The sequence below is a fragment of the Rhodococcus sp. 05-2254-2 genome (assembly GCF_002259095.1).
In the GTDB taxonomy this organism is placed as follows: domain Bacteria; phylum Actinomycetota; class Actinomycetes; order Mycobacteriales; family Mycobacteriaceae; genus Rhodococcoides.
Genome location: NZ_NOZJ01000019.1, coordinates 208,230 through 226,309 on the forward strand (window position 1 = coordinate 208,230; position 18,080 = coordinate 226,309).

General features: G+C 65.7%; 18 protein-coding genes. 8 read left to right on the forward strand and 10 right to left on the reverse strand.

Annotation, left to right across the window (positions count from 1 at the left end):
- Nucleotides 1-8: 8 nt before the first annotated feature.
- From CH283_RS20670 to CH283_RS20690, 5 genes are all read right to left on the reverse strand, one after another.
- Nucleotides 9-794, reverse strand: a complete 786-nt coding sequence (locus CH283_RS20670) for an SDR family oxidoreductase (protein WP_094642119.1) — start codon at nucleotides 792-794, stop codon at nucleotides 9-11.
- A 135-nt stretch (nucleotides 795-929) separates the two neighbouring features.
- A complete protein-coding gene (locus tag CH283_RS20675; protein ID WP_094642121.1) occupies nucleotides 930-2,216 on the reverse strand; it encodes a M16 family metallopeptidase in 1,287 nt (428 codons plus the stop codon).
- 67 nt (nucleotides 2,217-2,283) lie between these two features.
- Nucleotides 2,284-4,545 (reverse strand): polyribonucleotide nucleotidyltransferase, encoded by a 2,262-nt coding sequence (locus CH283_RS20680; protein ID WP_094642123.1) that lies wholly within the window; start codon nucleotides 4,543-4,545, stop codon nucleotides 2,284-2,286.
- A 392-nt stretch (nucleotides 4,546-4,937) separates the two neighbouring features.
- On the reverse strand, nucleotides 4,938-5,207 hold the full coding sequence (gene rpsO / locus CH283_RS20685) for a 30S ribosomal protein S15 (RefSeq protein ID WP_032397847.1): 270 nt from the start codon (nucleotides 5,205-5,207) through the stop codon (nucleotides 4,938-4,940).
- 121 nt (nucleotides 5,208-5,328) lie between these two features.
- On the reverse strand, nucleotides 5,329-6,297 hold the full coding sequence (locus tag CH283_RS20690; protein WP_094669994.1) for a bifunctional riboflavin kinase/FAD synthetase: 969 nt from the start codon (nucleotides 6,295-6,297) through the stop codon (nucleotides 5,329-5,331).
- A 103-nt stretch (nucleotides 6,298-6,400) separates the two neighbouring features.
- Between CH283_RS20690 and CH283_RS20695 the strand changes: the two genes are divergently transcribed.
- From CH283_RS20695 to CH283_RS20710, 4 genes are read left to right on the forward strand one after another with little or no spacing between them, the layout of a single operon-like run.
- Complete coding sequence (locus CH283_RS20695) at nucleotides 6,401-7,363, forward strand: metal ABC transporter substrate-binding protein (RefSeq protein WP_373454829.1); 963 nt, start codon at nucleotides 6,401-6,403, stop codon at nucleotides 7,361-7,363.
- Nucleotides 7,360-8,187, forward strand: coding sequence for a metal ABC transporter ATP-binding protein (locus tag CH283_RS20700; RefSeq protein WP_068050756.1), 828 nt, complete (start codon nucleotides 7,360-7,362; stop codon nucleotides 8,185-8,187). Before CH283_RS20695 ends, CH283_RS20700 begins: the two co-directional genes overlap by 4 nt.
- Nucleotides 8,188-8,190: 3 nt before the next feature.
- Nucleotides 8,191-9,063: a metal ABC transporter permease gene (locus tag CH283_RS20705; RefSeq protein WP_068050757.1), complete on the forward strand. Its 873-nt coding sequence runs from the start codon at nucleotides 8,191-8,193 to the stop codon at nucleotides 9,061-9,063.
- Between the two features lies 1 nt (nucleotide 9,064).
- Nucleotides 9,065-9,817 (forward strand): metal-dependent transcriptional regulator, encoded by a 753-nt coding sequence (locus CH283_RS20710; protein WP_373455154.1) that lies wholly within the window; start codon nucleotides 9,065-9,067, stop codon nucleotides 9,815-9,817.
- A 34-nt stretch (nucleotides 9,818-9,851) separates the two neighbouring features.
- Here CH283_RS20710 and truB read toward each other — a convergent pair whose 3' ends face one another.
- From truB to CH283_RS20725, 3 genes are read right to left on the reverse strand one after another with little or no spacing between them, the layout of a single operon-like run.
- Complete coding sequence (gene truB, locus CH283_RS20715) at nucleotides 9,852-10,784, reverse strand: tRNA pseudouridine(55) synthase TruB (protein ID WP_094642127.1); 933 nt, start codon at nucleotides 10,782-10,784, stop codon at nucleotides 9,852-9,854.
- Nucleotides 10,785-10,819: 35 nt separating this feature from the next.
- Nucleotides 10,820-11,485 carry a 4'-phosphopantetheinyl transferase family protein gene (locus CH283_RS20720; protein ID WP_094642129.1) on the reverse strand — a complete coding sequence of 222 codons (666 nt, stop codon included), beginning with the start codon at nucleotides 11,483-11,485 and terminating at the stop codon, nucleotides 10,820-10,822.
- On the reverse strand, nucleotides 11,482-12,405 hold the full coding sequence (locus CH283_RS20725) for a metallophosphoesterase family protein (RefSeq protein WP_032397841.1): 924 nt from the start codon (nucleotides 12,403-12,405) through the stop codon (nucleotides 11,482-11,484). The genes CH283_RS20720 and CH283_RS20725 overlap by 4 nt, the downstream gene beginning before the upstream one ends.
- A gap of 241 nt (nucleotides 12,406-12,646) precedes the next feature.
- Between CH283_RS20725 and CH283_RS20730 the strand changes: the two genes are divergently transcribed.
- From CH283_RS20730 to CH283_RS20745, 4 genes are read left to right on the forward strand one after another with little or no spacing between them, the layout of a single operon-like run.
- Nucleotides 12,647-13,045, forward strand: a complete 399-nt coding sequence (locus CH283_RS20730; RefSeq protein WP_094642131.1) for a TOBE domain-containing protein — start codon at nucleotides 12,647-12,649, stop codon at nucleotides 13,043-13,045.
- A 25-nt stretch (nucleotides 13,046-13,070) separates the two neighbouring features.
- Complete coding sequence (gene modA, locus CH283_RS20735; protein WP_373557669.1) at nucleotides 13,071-13,853, forward strand: molybdate ABC transporter substrate-binding protein; 783 nt, start codon at nucleotides 13,071-13,073, stop codon at nucleotides 13,851-13,853.
- Complete coding sequence (locus CH283_RS20740; protein ID WP_094642135.1) at nucleotides 13,850-14,662, forward strand: ABC transporter permease; 813 nt, start codon at nucleotides 13,850-13,852, stop codon at nucleotides 14,660-14,662. The genes modA and CH283_RS20740 overlap by 4 nt, the downstream gene beginning before the upstream one ends.
- Nucleotides 14,659-15,753, forward strand: a complete 1,095-nt coding sequence (locus CH283_RS20745) for a sulfate/molybdate ABC transporter ATP-binding protein (RefSeq protein WP_094642137.1) — start codon at nucleotides 14,659-14,661, stop codon at nucleotides 15,751-15,753. The genes CH283_RS20740 and CH283_RS20745 overlap by 4 nt, the downstream gene beginning before the upstream one ends.
- Before the next feature lie 3 nt (nucleotides 15,754-15,756).
- Here CH283_RS20745 and CH283_RS20750 read toward each other — a convergent pair whose 3' ends face one another.
- Together CH283_RS20750 and CH283_RS20755 are read right to left on the reverse strand one after the other, a co-directional pair.
- A complete protein-coding gene (locus CH283_RS20750) occupies nucleotides 15,757-17,085 on the reverse strand; it encodes an MATE family efflux transporter (RefSeq protein ID WP_094642139.1) in 1,329 nt (442 codons plus the stop codon).
- Nucleotides 17,082-18,080, reverse strand: coding sequence for a DHH family phosphoesterase (locus CH283_RS20755; protein WP_068050192.1), 999 nt, complete (start codon nucleotides 18,078-18,080; stop codon nucleotides 17,082-17,084). The genes CH283_RS20750 and CH283_RS20755 overlap by 4 nt, the downstream gene beginning before the upstream one ends.

Sequence of the window (18,080 nt, forward strand, 5' to 3'; positions counted from 1 at the left end):
CCGAGGCGTCACGGCGTGAAGCGTCGGAATCCACCTTCGGCACCGATGACCTGGCCGGTGATCGAGCCCGAATCGGGCGAGAGCAGCATCGCCACGACCGCCGCGGCCTCGTCCGGAGAGTTCCACCGACCCCGCGGCATGTGGCGCAAGACGAACGTGTCCAGATCGGCACTCGCCCAACCGGTATCGGTCGGACCAGGATTGATCGTGTTGACGGTGATACCCCGTTCGATCAGCGAATCGGCCAAGGTCGGTGTGATCGCGGCGATCGCGCCCTTGGTCACCGCGTAGGGAATCTCGGTCGGCATCGGCCCCTCACCCTGCCCGGACGTGAACAGCACGATGCGTCCGCCGTCGCGGTGATCGACGTACCGTTCCGCAAATTCCTGCACCAGAAGCAAGGACGCGCGCACGTTCACCGCCCACGTCAGGTCGAGGCTCTCTGCCGTCAGAGACCCCACGTCGCCCAGCTGTGATCGCGCATGGTTGATGACCAACGAGTCGACGGCTCCGAACCTGGATTCGGCAGCATCGAACAGGGCGGCAGGTGCTTCGGGATCGGACAGATCGATGTCCAGATGCCCGAGCCTGCTTGGCGCGGTGGACAACTCGGCCAGAACCTGTACTGCTCCCGGCGTCCCCGCTCCCCACGGCTCGCTCACGTCGTAGGAATCGCAGGATTGAACGAAGACGCGGCCGCGCTCATCCTGCAGCAACCTACGAGTGATGGCGTAGCCGATACCGAGGCGTCGACCCACACCGGTGACAAGGACGGTACGCCCATCGCTGTTCATGCTGAATCCTTGACCGTAGCGGCATACACGTCATCGTCGAGCGCGCGGTCGCTGCCCTCGTACCGGAGAATCCACAGTTCACCGCCCTGCGACTGTAGACCTCCGTTGACGGAAATAGCGCCGCGATCGCCGACGCTACCGAACCAGAGACTTGACCGACGCCGGTAGCTGGCGAACGTTTTTGTAGGGGCCGACCACCGCGGCACCGAGAGGACGGTCGAGCAACACGGCCGCGACCTCACGTACTTCGTCGTTGCCGACACTGTCGATCCGCGCCAACGTATCGGTGATGTCGCGGTGGTTGCCGTAGTTCAGTTCGCTACGACCGATCCGGTTCATCCGAGAGCCTGAATCTTCGAGTCCCAGAACCAATCCGCCGCGCAACGAACCCTTGGCCCGCGCACACTCCGCGTCGGTGATGCCCTCGGAGGCGACCTTGGCGAGCACTTCCCTGATCACCGTGGTCACTTCGCCCAGGTTCTCCGGCTGACAACCCGCGTAGACGGAGAACGCACCGCTGTCGGCAAACGTGTCCACCGAGGAGTACACCGAGTACGCCAGTCCGCGCTCTTCCCTGATCTCCTGGAACAGACGAGAACTGAGCCCGCCGCCCACTGCCGAGTTCAGCACGGACAACGCCCAGCGATGCCCTTCGTGTCGACCGAACGCACGTACGCCGAGGCACAGGTGTGCCTGTTCGCTGTCACGAGTGGTCAGGCTCAATGTGGGGACGTTACGCAATCGCGCTGTGCCGCTTCGCCTTTCGGCCGGTCGCAGTCCCTTTTCCAGATGGCCCGCGAAAGCGCGACGCACCAACGACACAATCTGCTTGTGATCGACGTTGCCAGCGACAGCAACGACCATGCGCTGCGGCGTGTAGCGGCGAACGTGGAACGAGTGCAATTGCGCACGGGTCATCGACTCGATGGATTCGACGGAGCCGATGATCGGACGCCCGATCGGATGATCACCGAACATGGCTTCCAGGAAGGCATCTCCCAGCAGATCCTCGGGATCGTCGTCGCGCATGGAGATCTCTTCGAGGACCACCTGGCGCTCGACGTCGACATCTGCCGATCGGCAGCGTCCGCGAAGCACCACATCGCTGACGAGATCGATGGCGAGCGCCACGTCCTCGTCGAGCACGTGCGCGTAGAAGCACGTGCTCTCCTTCGAGGTGAACGCGTTCAGCTCTCCCCCGACACCGTCCATCACCTGGGCGATCTCGAGCGCACTGCGCGTGGGCGTCGATTTGAACAGCAGATGTTCGAGGAAGTGTGCCGCACCGGCAACACTGGGTTGCTCGTCGCGCGAGCCGACTCCGACCCACACACCGACCGACGCCGAGCGAACGCCCGGCACGAACTCGGTGACGACCCGAAGACCGCCGGGCAGAGTGGTGCGTTGCACGCCCGTGTCGATGCCGGTGCTCTCTGGAACGGCCGAACGGTACGTCCCGAGGGGACGTACCGTTCGACTCGGTTGCTTCTTACTCAGCGCTGACCTCGGCGGGTGCCTCGGGAGCGTCGGCGGGAGCAGCAGCGTTGTCGTCTTCGACGGGAACGAGGCTGATCTTGCCGCGGTTGTCGATATCGGCGATCTCGACGCGCAACTTCGATCCGACGCTCACGACGTCCTCGACCTTGTTGATGCGCTTGCCGTTACCGAGCTTGGAGATGTGCACCAGTCCGTCGCGGCCCGGGAGCAGCGAGACGAATGCACCAAAAGCCGTTGTCTTGACGACGGTTCCGAGGAATCGCTCGCCGACCTTCGGCAGCTGCGGGTTGGCGATGGCGTTGATCATGTCGATCGCGGCCTGTGCGGACGGGCCGTCCGCTGCACCGACGTAGACAGTGCCGTCATCTTCGATCGAGATGTTGGCACCGGTCTGCTCGGTGATGGAGTTGATCATCTTGCCCTTGGGCCCGATGACCTCGCCGATCTTGTCGACCGGCACCTTGATCGCGGTGACGCGAGGTGCGTACGGGCTCATCTCGTCCGGGGTGTCGATGGCCTCGGCCATGACCTCGAGGATCGTCGTGCGCGCATCCTTGGCCTGCGACAGCGCGCCGGCGAGCACCTTGGAGGGGATGCCGTCGAGCTTGGTGTCGAGCTGCAGTGCGGTGACGAAGTCCTTCGTTCCGGCGACCTTGAAGTCCATGTCACCGAATGCGTCCTCAGCACCGAGGATGTCGGTGAGGGCGACGTAGCGGGTCTCACCGTCGACCTCGTCGGACACGAGGCCCATTGCGATTCCGGCGACCGGGGCACGCAGTGGCACACCGGCATTGAGCAGCGACAGCGTCGATGCACAGACCGAGCCCATCGAGGTCGAGCCGTTGGAGCTCAGTGCCTCGGAGACCTGGCGGATGGCGTACGGGAACTCTGCCTGGCTGGGCAGAACCGGCAGCAGAGCGCGCTCGGCGAGTGCGCCGTGGCCGATCTCGCGACGCTTCGGCGAACCGACGCGGCCGGTCTCTCCGGTGGAGTAGGGCGGGAAGTTGTAATGGTGCATGTAGCGCTTGGACGTCTCGGGCCCGAGCGAGTCGACCTGCTGCGCCATCTTGACCATGTCAAGGGTGGTGACGCCCAGGATCTGGGTCTCGCCGCGCTCGAACAGGGCGGATCCGTGGGTACGCGGGATGATCGCGACCTCGGCGGACAGCGACCGGATGTCTGTGATGCCGCGGCCGTCGATGCGGAAGTGATCGGTGAGGATGCGCTGGCGAACCGACTTCTTGGTCAGTGCGCGGAATGCGGCACCGATCTCCTTCTCGCGGCCGGCGAAGCTGTCTCCGACCGACGTGAGCACCTGAGCCTTGACCTCGTCGAGCTTGCTCTCACGCTCGGCCTTGCCTGCGATGGTCAGCGCCTCGTTGAGCGGGATCTTCGCGGCGTTCTCGACGGCCTCGAAGACGTCCGACTGGTACGCCGGGAAAACCGGATAGTCGCCGGTGGGCTTTGCTGCCTTGGACGCGAGCTCCTGCTGTGCGGTGCACAGGGCTGCGATGAACGGCTTCGATGCCTCGAGGCCCTCGGCGACGACCGCTTCGTTGGGGGCGGTAGCGCCACCCTCGATGAGCTCGATGACGTTCTCGGTGGCCTCGGCTTCGACCATCATGATCGCGACGTCTGCGTCGGCACCGGAGCCGGAGACGATGCGGCCGGCTACGACCATGTTGAACACGGCCTTCTCGAGCTGCTCGTTGGTCGGGAACGCGACCCACTGCTTGTCGATCAGTGCGACGCGAACGCCGCCGATCGGCCCGGAGAACGGCAGTCCGGCGATCTGCGTCGAGGCCGATGCCGCGTTGATCGCGACGACGTCGTACAGATCGGCTGGATTGAGGCTCATGACCGTGATGACGACCTGGATCTCGTTGCGCAGTCCGTCGACGAACGTCGGACGCAGCGGCCGGTCGATCAGGCGGCAGGTGAGGATGGCGTCGGTGGACGGACGGCCCTCGCGGCGGAAGAACGATCCGGGGATACGGCCCGCGGCGTACATGCGCTCTTCGACGTCGACCGTCAGCGGGAAGAAATCGAAGCCCTCACGAGGGTGCTTGCCGGCGGTCGTTGCCGACAGCAGCATGGTGTCCTCGTCGAGGTACGCGGCGACTGCGCCTGCGGCCTGCTGCGCGAGGCGGCCGGTCTCGAAGCGGATGGTCCGCTTGCCGAACGTGCCGTTGTCGATGATCGCAGTTGCTTCGTAGACGCCTTCTTCGACGTCCAAGGTTGTGGTTTCCGACATGTGTTCTGTTCTCGTCCTCTCGTCTTTGCCGTGCCCGCGTGGACACACCACCAGCCCTCCTGGCTGTGGCGGCATACCTGTGCCGTCCATCTCCGAGCTTCTCTCGGGACGCGGCTGCGCGGAGGCGGCCATCGATCGAAGCCCACCGGATCTCGTATCCGAAAGGCCACTACCGAAGACCGTCACCACGGCATGACAGGCATACACGGCGGTGTGCGAATGCTGTGCATTCGCTTTCTCGTGCTGGCGAAACTGTTCTTGCGGTACAAACACAGATAGCCAACGAGGAACAGTCTAAGCACTGCCTCGTTGGCTACTGCACTATTGCTGCGAGTCGGGTGCGCACCGGCGCGTCGAACCGTGCATCGGTGACATCCTCGCGTCGATGCGAATTATCGACGCAGACCCAGACGCTCGATGAGCGAGCGGTAGCGGGTGACGTCGACCTTCGCGATGTACTTGAGCAGACGACGACGACGTCCGACCAGCAGCAGCAGGCCGCGGCGGGAGTGGTGGTCGTGCTTGTGCGTCTTGAGGTGCTCGGTCAAGTCGACGATGCGCTTGGTGAGCATTGCAACCTGCGCCTCGGGCGAACCCGTGTCGGTGGGGTGCAAGCCGTACTCGCCGAGAACGGCCTTCTTCTGTTCGGTGGTCAATGCCACTGGTACTACTCCTGATCAATGACGTCCGCGTGAAAGGAAGCTACGCGCCCGGTGTCGAGACCACGGGATCGAAGCCGGTACAGCCGCCGCGGACCGCAGCGAGCACCGAGGGGACAGCCTATCAGGCCGTGCTGGCCGCCAGGATCGTCCGGGCCCGCTCGGCGTCGCGGCCCATCTCCTCCACGAGGGCTTCCATCGAGTCGAACTTCTCCATGCCGCGCAGTCGGTCGACGAAGTCGACTGCCACGTGCTGCCCGTACAGGTCGGCCTCACCGTCGAGGACGAATGCCTCGACGGTCCTGGTACGACCCGAGAACGTGGGATTGGTGCCCACCGATACGGCAGCCGGATGCCGCTCCCCCGGAGTGACCGTCCCCATGATCGGACCCGGCCCGAGCACGGTGAACCATGCCGCGTACACGCCGTCGGCGGGAATGGCCGAGTACATGGGCGGCGCGACATTGGCTGTGGGATAACCCATTTGGCGACCTCGGCCGTCTCCGTGCACGACGACTCCTTCGACGCGATGCGGTCGCCCGAGCGCGGCGGTGGCTGCAGCGACGTCACCGGCGTCCACACACGATCTGATGTACGTCGAGGAGAACGTCACGGCGTGCTCGGCGAGCAGGTTGACTCCGTCGACTGCGAATCCGGACCGTTCGCCGATCTTGCGCAGCATGGGCACGGTGCCGAGCGCCTTCTTCCCGTAGGTGAAGTTCTCACCGACGACGACCTCGGCAACGTGCAGGCGTTCGATCAGGATCTCGTGCACGTAACGCTCGGGAGTGAGCTTCATCAACTCGGGCGTGAACGGCATGACGCAGAAGACGTCGATACCCAGCTCCTCGGCGAGTTCGGCCCGCCTCGTCAGGGTCGTCAACTGAGCAGGATGGCTTCCCGGTCGCACGACCTCCATCGGATGGGGATCGAACGTCATGAGCACGCTGGGAACGCCGCGCTTCTTCGCAGCGGCCACCGCTCGCCCGATCAGTTGTGCGTGTCCGCGATGAACGCCGTCGAAGACGCCGATCGTGAGCACGCACCGACCCCAGTCGGCAGGTACATCGTCGAGACCTCGCCATCTCTGCACACCGCGAAGCCTACGGCCCGACGGCCGCTCGGTCACTCTCGGACAGGCGTGTCGCGCGCGGCACGTATGGACAAAAAGGTATCCCCACGGTAAATGTTTCGGTGTGCCTAACTTTTTTCTTCGCCGGTGTGGATCGCGCAGTGGGCGGATTCTCGCGAGCTGGGCCGTGGTGGGACTACTGGTGGCAGCCTCGAGCGGCTGCGCCCGTGCCGTCGGGGAGGACGATCCGGCGGTGCTCGACGACGGCAGACCCCTGGTTCTGACGACCTTCACCGTCCTCGCCGACATGGCCGCCAATGTCGCCGGCGATCACCTCCGAGTGGAATCGATCACAAAAGCCGGAGCCGAGATCCACGGCTACGAGCCGACCCCAGGAGACCTACGCACCGCAGAGCAGGCCGAGCTGATCCTGGACAACGGTCTCGGGCTGGAGGCCTGGTTCGAGAAATTCGTCGAGCGCATCCCCGCACCCCACGCCGTGGTGAGTGCGAACGTGGACCCGATCTACATTCGCGACGACGCCTACGCCGGCAAAGCGAACCCCCACGCATGGATGTCGCCCGTCGTGGCCGAGACGTACGTCGAGAACATCGCCGACGCCTTCGTCGCGCTCGATCCCGCCAACACCGACGACTACCGCGCGAACGCAGCCGCATACGTGGGACAACTACGCGAGGTCGGTGCCGAACTGGCCGCGGATCTCTCCGGGCTACCGGCTCGTCAGCGCGCGCTCGTCACCTGCGAGGGCGCATTCGGCTATCTGGCCCGCGACTTCGATCTGCAGGAGGCCTACCTGTGGCCGGTCAACGCCGAGCAGGAAGGAACGCCGAAGCAGGTGGTCCGCACCATCGACTTCGTTCGCGACAACGACGTACCTGCCGTGTTCTGCGAGTCGACGGTCTCGGACAAGGCGCAGCTGCAGGTCGCCGAGGACACCGGCGCGCGGTTCGGCGGACAGCTCTACGTCGATTCTCTGAGCGACGCCACCGGACCGGTCCCCACGTACCTGGATCTACTGCGCTACGACGCGCGGTTGATCGCCGACGCACTGGTAGGAGAACGATGACCCAGCACACTGGAGACCCGCGTCAAAGGACCCCGCACGAGACCGGGGCAGCGCTGTCGGTGGACGCCGTCAACGTTCGATACCGCGACGTCGTAGCCCTCACCGATGCCAGCCTGACCCTCGCACCCGGCCGGGTGTGCGGGTTGGTCGGAATGAACGGGTCGGGCAAGTCGACGCTGTTCAAAGCCGTCATGGGAGTGGTCAAGCCCAACTCCGGCTCGATCACCGTGTTCGGCGGAGACCCGGCGCAGGCGCGCAAGGCCGGCACGGTCAGCTACGTGCCCCAGGCGGAATCCGTCGATTGGACATTCCCGATCAGCGTGCGCGACGTGGTGATGATGGGCCGATACGGGAAGCAGAATTTTCTCCGCACTCCCCGAGCCGCCGATCGACTGGCCGTCGACGAGGCTCTGCAGCGCGTCGACCTCGCCGAACTGGCGAACCGACAGATCGGCCAGCTCTCCGGCGGTCAGCGCAAGCGTGCGTTCGTCGCCCGCGCCATCGCCCAGGAGGCATCGCTGCTGTTGCTCGACGAGCCCTTCGCCGGTGTGGACAAGAAAACCGAGGCAACCATCACCCGGCTGCTCCGCGAACTCGCAGCACAGGGTGCGTCGGTTCTGGTGTCCACACACGATCTACATGCCCTACCGGAACTGTGCGACGAAGCGATCCTGCTGCAGCAGCGCGTGCTGATGCACGGCAGTCCGACCGACGTACTGCGCCCGGAGAACCTGGCGCTGGCCTTCGGCATCGACCCGTCGAAGGTCGGCGAGTTGGGTGCGGGCACTCGAAATCCGGCCACCCGAACCACGGAAGCGAGCTGAACCGTGTATCTGATCGATTTTCTCGTGGACCCACTCGAATACACCTTCATGCAGCGAGCCCTCCTGGTCACTGTCACCGCCTCCATCGTGTGCGCGGTGCTGAGCTGCTGGCTCGTCCTCATCGGGTGGTCGCTGATGGGCGACGCCGTCTCGCACGCAGTTCTTCCCGGCGTCGCGCTGTCATACCTGTTCGGGGCACCGTTCGCGATCGGAGCGTTGCTGTTCGCGCTCATCGCGGTCGGTGCCATCGGAGTGGTCCGCAACACCACCGTCGTCAAGGAGGACGCCGCTATCGGCGTCGTCTTCACCACCTTGTTCGCACTCGGCGTCGTCCTGATCTCCAAGTTTCCGAGTCAGATCGACCTCAACCACATCCTGTTCGGCAATCTGCTGGGAGTCTCGCAGGCAGACATGGTTCAGGTGTTCGTCCTCGGCGGTATCGCGCTGGTCGTCATGATCGTCAAGCGTCGCGACTTCACTCTCTTCGCCTTCGACCGCACCCAGGCCCGCGCCGTAGGCATCAACCCGTCGGTGATCTCGGCCGTCATGCTGACCCTGCTCGCCCTGACGACCGTGGTCGCGCTCCAGGCCGTCGGCGTCATCCTCGTGGTGGCGATGCTGATCACTCCCGGTGCATCCGCCTATCTGCTCACGCACAGCTTCGGCCGCATGCTCGTGCTGGCACCGGTCATTTCGGTGGGTTGCGCGCTGGTGGGGATCTACGCCAGCTTCTACCTCGACGTGTCCTCCGGCGGCAGCGTCGTGCTCACCCAGGGACTGGTCTTCGTCCTTGCCTACCTCTTCAGCCCCTCACAGGGCATCGTCGTCCGCGCTCTGCGACAACGCGGACAGGTGCCGGTGGCTCCGGCCGGGTGAGATGTCTTTTTCCATTGGATTGCCTAAGCTCGGCGACGTGGCGCTACGAAAAGACGATCCCGCACCGGCCGACGAGGGCGTCCAGCTGTCCGCGGTTGCGCAGGACTATCTCAAGGTCATCTGGACGGCCAGTGAGTGGAGCGAGGACTCGGTCAGCACCAAGATGCTCTCCGAGCGCATCGGTGTTTCCGCCTCGACGGTGTCCGAGGCCATTCGCAAGCTCGCCGACCAGGGCATGGTCGACCACGCCCGCTACGGAGCCATCTCACTGACCGAGAAGGGTCGTCTCGCTGCCATCGGTATGGTGCGTCGACATCGACTGATCGAGACCTACCTGGTGCGAGAGCTGGGTTACGGCTGGGACGAAGTGCACGACGAGGCAGAGATCCTCGAGCATGCCGTCTCGGATCTGATGATGGATCGAATCGACGCCAAACTGGGCCACCCCGAACGCGATCCGCACGGCGACCCGATTCCGTCCGTCGACGGTGCGATCGAGGCCCCGTCCGCGACCCGCCTGAGCGACTACCTCGACGGACAGTCCGGCCGAGTCGCCAGAATTTCCGACTCCGACCCGGCGATGCTCCGCTACTTCGACTCCGTCGGCATCACGCTGGACCTGCCGATCACGGTGGTCGAACGACGCGACTACGCCGGCACCGTCGCCATCGAGCTGGCCCGCACCGACGCCACCGATTCCATCGATCTCGGCCACCGCGCCGCAGAGGCGATCTGGATGGTTCCGGCGACCTGATCGCCGGGCCGGTGCCGCATCCGTGCCGAATGTTTCAGTGCCCGCGCAAGGTCGCAGGCCGCACGACCATGACCGAACTGGCGCGCTTGCCCTTCTCCTGGAGCAGAGCGATGGTGTGCCCGGTGGGATCGACCGCCGCGTACACCCCGTCGATTCCTATCGGATCCAGCCACCGTCCCTGGCTCAACGATTCCGCCTCACTCGCGTCGATCTGCCGGTGCGGGAACGCCGTTCGGGCCGCCTGATCGATGTCCAGGCTCACGGCCGGGTCCTCTGCCAGTTCTTCGAGTGTCCGTGCGTGGTCGAGGGTGAAAGGTCCGACGCGGGTGCGGCGCAGCACGGTCAGGTGGCCGCCGACGCCGAGCGCCGCGCCGAGGTCGCGCGCCAGGGCCCGAACGTACGTCCCCGACGTGCAGTCGACCTCGACATCGAGGTCGACGAACGCCGATTCGCCCTCCGCCACGTCGCGCCTGGCCGTCACGTCGAATCGGGTGACGCTGACCTTGCGCGGGGCGAGTGTGAATTCCTCACCTGCGCGAGACAGTTTGTGGGCGCGTTGCCCGTCGACCTTGATGGCGCTGACACTGGCGGGAACCTGCTCGATGTCACCGGTCAGGGCGGCAATCGCGGTCGAGATCTCGGTGTCGGAGACATGCGCGGCCGAAACATCGGCCAGGACGTCGCCCTCGGCGTCGTCGGTCGTCGTGCTCCGGCCGAGCCGGATGGTGGCGGTGTACGACTTGGTGGTCAGCGAGAGCAGTCCCAGCATCTTGGTCGCACGCTCCACGCCGAGCACGAGCACGCCGGTCGCCATGGGGTCCAAGGTCCCCGCATGGCCGACCTTTCTGGTGCGCAACAGTTTTCGGCACGACGCCACCACATCGTGGCTCGTCACTCCCGGCCCCTTGTCGACCACCAGCAGGCCGGCACCGACGAGACCGGACGAAATCTTTTCGCGAGCACTCACGAGAGAGCATTGTGCCAGGCTCGCGGAGCAGGTCGTCACATCACCGAGATCGCGGTCATCACCAGACCGCCCGCCACCATCCATCGACCGTCGAAGGCCCGCAGTGGCGGCCCGGACACCGTGTCTCCCGGCACCAGCAGCTCGGAACGGAACGTTCCCGAAATGTCGTCACCGGAGCCGGTGCGCTCGAAGGTGATGTGTGCGTCCTCGAAGCCGAGCCAGCGTCCGGTCAACGGCTCCCAGGCCTTGTACGTCGCTTCCTTGGCGCAGAACAACACTCGATCCCAGTGCACGTCCTCGCGGCCCGCGGTCGCGAGCCACTCCCGTTCTGCCTCGAGACTCACTGCCTCGAGCACTCCATCGGGCAAGGGCCCGTGCGGCTCGGCGTCGATTCCCACCGAACGCACCTGCATCGAATAGGCCAACACCGCACCGCGATACCCGTCGCAGTGCGTCAACGATCCGACCACACCCTTCGGCCACTGCGGGGCACCGGACTTGCCACGCATGATCGGCGCAGGCTCCACACCCAGCTTCTCCATCGCCACCCGCGCACAGTGTCGGGCCGAGGTGAACTCACGCTTGCGCTTGTCCACCGCCTTGGCCACCAGCGGGGCCTCGAGCGGATGTGGCGTCAAACCCGGTGGGTCCGCAAACAATTCGGCCGAGACGACGCCGTTGGGAAGTATCGATTCGATCACTTGCCTGCCCTCATCTTCTCTACCTCTGCCTCCATCTCGGGCGTCACCGTGAAGTGCCCGCCCCACTTGTTCAACGCGCCCGGCGGATACTCGGGGACCGGAAGAATCTGGCGCAGAACGTTCTTCGGTAGGCCGCGGCGCTGCCATTCACGCGGGTAGCCCACCGACACCTCCTCGAAGCGAACGCCGTCGTAGTAGGTGGTCCGCGGGATATGAAGGTGCCCGTACACCGAGCAGATCGCGTTGTACCGCGTGTGCCAATCCGCCGTCAGAGTGGAACCACACCACAGTGCGAACTCCGGGTAGAACAGCACCTCGGTCGGCTGCCGAACCATCGGGAAATGGTTGATCAACACCGTCGGAACGGAGGTGTCGAGCGCATCGAGACGCTCCCGGGTGGCGTCGATCCGCGCATGGCACCAGGCATCGCGCGTCGCGTACGGCTGCGAGGACAGCAGGAATTCGTCGGTGGCGACCACGTTCTTCTCACGTGCGATCGCCAGGCCGTGTTCCTTGTCTCTCGCTCCCTGCGGCAGGAACGTGTAGTCGTAGAGCAGGAACATCGGCACGATCGTCGCCGGGCCACCCTCACCCTCCCACCGCAGATAAGGGTCCTCCGGGGTGACGACGTCGATCTCGCGGCACAGGTTGACCAGGTACTCGTACCGAGCCGCCCCGTGGATCTGGACGGGATCTTTCACCGTCGTCCAGAGCTCGTGGTTTCCGGGAACCCAGATGACTTTCGCGAAACGGCTACGGAGCAGTTCGAGCGCCCACTTGATGTCGTCGGTCTTCTCCGACACGTCGCCGGCGACGATCAGCCAGTCGTCGGGCGATTCGGGAAAGATGTCCTCGGTCACGGGCCGGTTGCCCCGATGTCCGACGTGAATGTCGCTCACTGCCCACAGCTTCGCTGCCACTGAAAATTCCTTCCGATGCGCTCGGCCGCCGGCGTCGAATCGCCAGAACCGTCCGAGAACGTACCAACGTCCAATACTCCCTGCAGATTCCGCGACGTATCCGGCGGGGTGATGCGGCAACCCGGTCGACGGTGGGACGGTACGGCTCACCGAAAACAGGATCTGGTCGAAACACCCGCAGATTCGGGTATATGGTGCCGTTCATGACTTGTTTGCGGATGTCTGCTCGGGTGGCGTCTCGATGACGGTGCCCCCGGTCCGCGTTCGAGACGCCGCAGCACTCCTCGGTGTCAGTGACGACACCGTCCGTAGATGGATCGACACCGGAGCGCTCCCGGCGCTCGAGGACGAGACCGGACGCAAGGTCATCGGCGGCCGGGACCTGGCCGACTACGCGCGCGAACATGCTGTCCCCCCGCCGGAGATCGCGTCGGGCGGAAGCTCTGCACGCAACCGACTCGTGGGGTTGGTCACCGAGGTCGTCTCGGATGCGGTGATGAGCGAGGTGAGCATGCAGTGCGGGCCGTTCACGATCGTGTCCCTGATGAGCACCCGCTCGGTTCGCGAACTGGGGCTCGAGCCCGGCAAGGTCACCGTCGCTGTGGTCAAGGCCACGACCGTCATCGTCGAGACACCGTAGGACACAGGAGATGTTCGTGAAGACACTGCGCCCGGTATTCGCGCTCCTCATTGCAGCCACCCTCGTGCTCGTCGGGTGCAGCTCGCAGTCCGATTCGACCGCGCCCGATGGACCCTCGGACGGCAGCGCGGTCCGAGGCGGGATCACGGTCTTCGCCGCAGCATCGCTTCGCGCGACGTTCACCGAGCTCGGTGATCGATTCGAGGCCGAACACCTCGGCACCTCGGTGGAGTTCAGCTTCGCGGGCTCATCCGATCTGGCCGCGCAGCTGATCTCCGGCGCCCCTGCCGACGTCTTCGCCTCCGCGGATACGAAGAACATGACCGAGACGGTCGACGAGGGCCTGGTTGCGGATGACCCCGTCGACTTCGCGTCCAACACGCTGACCATCGTGACCGCCCCCGGAAACCCGGACGGCATCGCATCGTTCGCCGATCTGGCGAATCCCGACGTTCTCACGGTGATCTGCGCGCCCCAGGTGCCGTGCGGCGCGGCGACGGCCTCGGTCGAGGCCGCTACCGGCACGCAGATCCCGGCCGTGAGCGAAGAATCCTCGGTCACCGACGTGTTGGGCAAGGTGACCTCGGGGCAGGCCGATGCCGGACTGGTCTACGTGACCGACGCTGCCGGGGCAGGAGAGGCCGTGACCGCCGTGCCCTTCGCGGAGTCGAGCGAGGCCGTCAACACCTACCCGATCGCGACACTGAGCGGGTCCGACAACGAGGGCACCGCTCGCGCATTCACCGAGTTCGTCGCCGGACCCGTCGGGCAGGACGTACTCGGTCGAGCCGGCTTCGCAGCTCCGTGACCGTACGAGTCGCACACGACGGGCGGTCGACCGTCGGTGTGCCGGTGTGGATTTTCGTTCCGGCAGCCATCGGTGCACTCCTCGTGGTGGCACCGCTGGCCGCGATGTTCACCCGAATCGACTGGTCCAATTTTCTCGGACTCATCACCTCCGAATCCGCTGTCGCGGCGTTGATCCTGAGCCTGAAGACGGCGACGGCCAGCACCGCAGTGTGCGTGGCTATGGGCGTGCCGATGGCAATCGTGCTCTCGCGCAGCTCGATTCGCGGGCTCTCGATCCTTCGCTCTCTCGTCGTACTGCCCTTGGTTCTGCCCCCGGTGGTCGGGGGCATCGCGCTGCTCTACACCTTCGGGCGACAAGGCCTGTTGGGCGAGCACCTCGACGCCTTCGGGATTCGAATAGCGTTCACCACCTCGGCCGTGGTGCTGGCACAGGTGTTCGTGTCGCTTCCTTTCCTGGTCGTCAGCGTCGAGGGCGCACTGCGCACGGCCGGCGACCGGTACGACGTGGTGGCCGCGACGCTGGGGGCCACCCCCACGACCGTCCTACGGCGCGTCACCGTTCCGCTGATACTTCCCGGACTGATATCGGGAACCGTCCTCGCCTTCGCGCGCGCACTCGGAGAATTCGGAGCGACCTTGACCTTCGCCGGATCCCTCGAAGGCGTGACCAGGACACTGCCGCTGGAAATCTATCTGCAGCGCGAGAGCGACCCCGATGCCGCGGTGGCGCTGTCGCTGGTACTGATTCTCGTAGCGGCACTCGTCGTCGTGACCGCACGCGGCACTCGGTCGTCGGGAACGCTGTGAACTCACTGCACCTGCGGGCCACACTCCGCGTCCGCGGCATCGATCTCGAACTGGACGTCCCCGAGGGTGAGACGGTGGCCATCCTCGGACCGAACGGGGCAGGCAAATCGACACTGCTGCAGCTCGTCTCCGGTGTGGTGGCACCCGACGAAGGAATCGTCCGACTCGGCGAGGACGTGCTGACCGATACCGTCTCGAACACCGTCGTCCCGATTCACGCCCGAGGCGTCGCGACCCTCTCTCAGGAAGCTCTGCTGTTTCCTCACATGGACGCTCGTACGAACGTGGCCTTCGCGCCGCGTAGCGCAGGCGCGAACCGCGTCGCCGCGCGTGCCGTCGCCGATACCTGGCTCGACACGGTCGGAGCCTCCTACCTGGCCGATCGCCGCCCCGGCCAGCTGTCCGGCGGGCAGGCTCAACGAATCGCCATCGCGCGCGCTCTTGCGGCCGACCCACGCCTGCTGCTGCTCGACGAACCCCTCGCGGCGCTGGATGTGGACACGGCACCGAGCATTCGACGAGTACTGCGCACGGTGCTGCGCGAGAGCGGTCGCACGGCTTTGATCGTCACCCACGATCTGCTCGACGTCGTCGCGCTCGCCGATTCCGTCGCGGTCGTCGACGGCGGACGCGTCGTCGAGCGAGGCTCGGTCACCGAGGTCCTGACCGCACCTCGCAGCGAATTCGGTGCCCGCATCGCGGGGGTGAACCTGCTCTCGGGACGGGCTGTCGACGCCGACGACTCGACGTCCCTGACCACGAACTGGGGACTGACGGTCCACGGCTCCGGGCGGTACACCACCGGAACCGCACTGGTGGCGGTGTTCTCCCCCGCCGCCGTCTCGGTACACCCGACGGCCCCGCACGCCAGCCCGAGAAACGTGTTCGAGGTGGTGATCGAGGAGATGGAGGTGCAGGGCTCCGGCATTCGTGTTCGATCACGTCCGCAACCCGACGGGTCTCCCGGCATGGCTGCAGACATCACCCCTGCCGCGGTGTCCGATCTCGGGCTCGAGCCCGGCGGCACCGTCTTCTTCGTCGTCAAGAGCCGTGAGGTGGCATTGCACCCCGCGTTGCCGTCGCAACCCTGACGGCTATCGGCGGAGTTGGCGATCGCTGCCGATCACCAGCCACTTTCCGGACAGTACCCGGCCCGCGACTGCAAGCATCCGCAGTGCGACGAAGACGCCGAGCCCTGTCCAGATCCCTACCAGTCCCCAGTCGAACACCAGAGCCGACCAGATGAACGGCAGAAAGCCCACAACGGCGCAGGCCATGGTCGCGTTTCTCAGAAATGCAGCGTCGCCGCTGCCGAGCAGCACACCGTCCAACGCGAACACCACGCCGGCAATGGGGATGATCGCGACGAATATCCACCAGATCGCATGCATCTCGTCGATGACCGATGCGTCGGTGGTGAACAGATCCGGGACGAACGACCGCCCGACGGCGAACACACCGGCGAGAACGACCGCGAACACCGTCGACCATGCCGTCAATCGCCACGCCAGGGCGCGCGCATCGTCGATCCTGCTCGCACCCAGGGCGGCTCCGACCAGGGTCTGTGCGGCGATTGCCAGTGAATCGAGCATCAACGACACCAGGTTCCACATGTGCAGAACCACCTGGTTGGCGGCGACCGAGGCGGCGCCGAACCTCGACGCGACCGCTGCGGCGGACAGAAAACAGGCCTGGAACGCCAGACTGCGCACGATCAGGTCGCGGCCCAGCACCAGTTGTGCGCGCATCACCGACCAATGCGGGCGCAATTCGGTGCTCGCCCGCACGACTGCGCCGACGAACAGCGCACCGGCGACGCCCTGGCCGATCACGTTCGCCACGGCCGATCCCACCAGCCCGAGCCGTGGGAATCCCAGCAACCCGTGGACCAGGAGGGGGCACAACACCGCTGATACACCGAAGCCGAACACGACGAAACGTAGTGGCGTCACCGTGTTCTGAACTCCACGCATCCATCCGTTTCCGGCCAGCGACACCAGGATGAACGGCACACCCAGCAGTGCCACGCGCAGCCACGCGACGGCCTCGGCAGCGATGTCCCCTCCGCCGGTCAGCACCGAGACCACGGGCTCGGCGGCGAGCTGCATCACCGCGACGATGGCGATACCGATCGCGAAGGCCAACCAGGTTGCCTGCACACCCTCACCGACGGCGTCGCGTTCGCGGCCTGCACCGTGCATGCGGGCCGCTCGCGCGGTCGTGCCGTAGGACAGGAACGTCAGCTGCGTGCTGACCTGGGCCAACACGAGCCCACCGATGGCCAGGCCGGCGAGAGCGAGCGCGCCGAGCCGGCCGACCACGGCGGCGTCGAACAACAGGTACAGGGGCTCGGCAGCGAGGACGCCGAGAGAGGGCAACGACAGACCGAGGATCTTTCGAGCCGTGACCGGGGTGGAACTCACGACGCCGACAGGGCCTCACGCAGCGCATCGATCACGTCGGGCAGGTCGCCGGTCGCGGTGTAGCCGGCTGCATTGCGGTGCCCGCCACCGCCGAGCGCGCACGCCACCGCCGACACGTCGACCTCGGTCTTCGACCGCAGAGAGACCACCCAGACCGACCCGAAATCCTGTTGCTTGAGTACCGCGGCGACCTCGGCCTCGGAGGTGGTGCGCACGATGTCGATCACGCTCTCGATCTCCTCGGACCGCAGTCCGGCCGAATCCTCGCTCCTGATGACGGCGTACACCAGCCCTCGTCCGTCGGCTGCGTCGGGAAGCAACGATGCCGAACCGAGCACCGACCCGAGCATCGGCAACCAGTCGAACGGGTGAGTGTCGAGCAGCTTGCGGGCGATGTGAGCCCCGTCGATCCCCGTGGCCAACAGTCTCTCGGCCAGCAGATGAGAACCCGGGCGAACCCAGCGGAACGACCCGGTGTCGGTGACCAGACCCGCGAACAGCAAGTGGGCCAGATCGGCATCGATCTCGACGCCCCACCGATCGAACAACCGCGCGATGACGGCGGTGGTGGACTCAGCAGACGCGTGCACCACATTCAGCGTTCCGAATCGTGTGTTGCTGCGGTGATGATCGATGACGAGGCTGGCCGACGCCGTATCGAGTCGGTCGCCCAGCGAACCCAGCCGCCCCCTGCTTCCGGCGTCGACCGTGACCACCAGATCGACGGACTCGCTGACCTCGTCTGCGCCGACGAGAAGGTGTCTACCCGGTAATTCGTCCATCGACTCGGGCAGGGACGCCGGTGCTGCGAATGCCACCTGAACGGTCGCGCCGCGACGTTCGAGCACCGAACCGAGCGCAAGCCCACTACCGATCGTGTCGGCATCGGGTTGAACATGACACAGCACGGTCACCGAGGATGCACGTTCGAGCATCTCGATCGCCCGCGCCAGATCCTCGTCGGCCTCCGACACTGCCCCCGAACCGTAGGACAT

Coding starts and splice junctions, on each gene's coding strand:
- CH283_RS20730 (WP_094642131.1), top strand. CDS start 12,647: ATGACGGTGCCCCCGGTCCGCGTTCGAGACGCCGCAGCACTCCTCGGT.
- CH283_RS20710 (WP_373455154.1), top strand. CDS start 9,065: ATGTCTTTTTCCATTGGATTGCCTAAGCTCGGCGACGTGGCGCTACGA.
- CH283_RS20755 (WP_068050192.1), bottom strand. CDS start 18,080: ATGTCCTACGGTTCGGGGGCAGTGTCGGAGGCCGACGAGGATCTGGCG.
- CH283_RS20680 (WP_094642123.1), bottom strand. CDS start 4,545: ATGTCGGAAACCACAACCTTGGACGTCGAAGAAGGCGTCTACGAAGCA.
- CH283_RS20670 (WP_094642119.1), bottom strand. CDS start 794: ATGAACAGCGATGGGCGTACCGTCCTTGTCACCGGTGTGGGTCGACGC.
- CH283_RS20700 (WP_068050756.1), top strand. CDS start 7,360: ATGACCCAGCACACTGGAGACCCGCGTCAAAGGACCCCGCACGAGACC.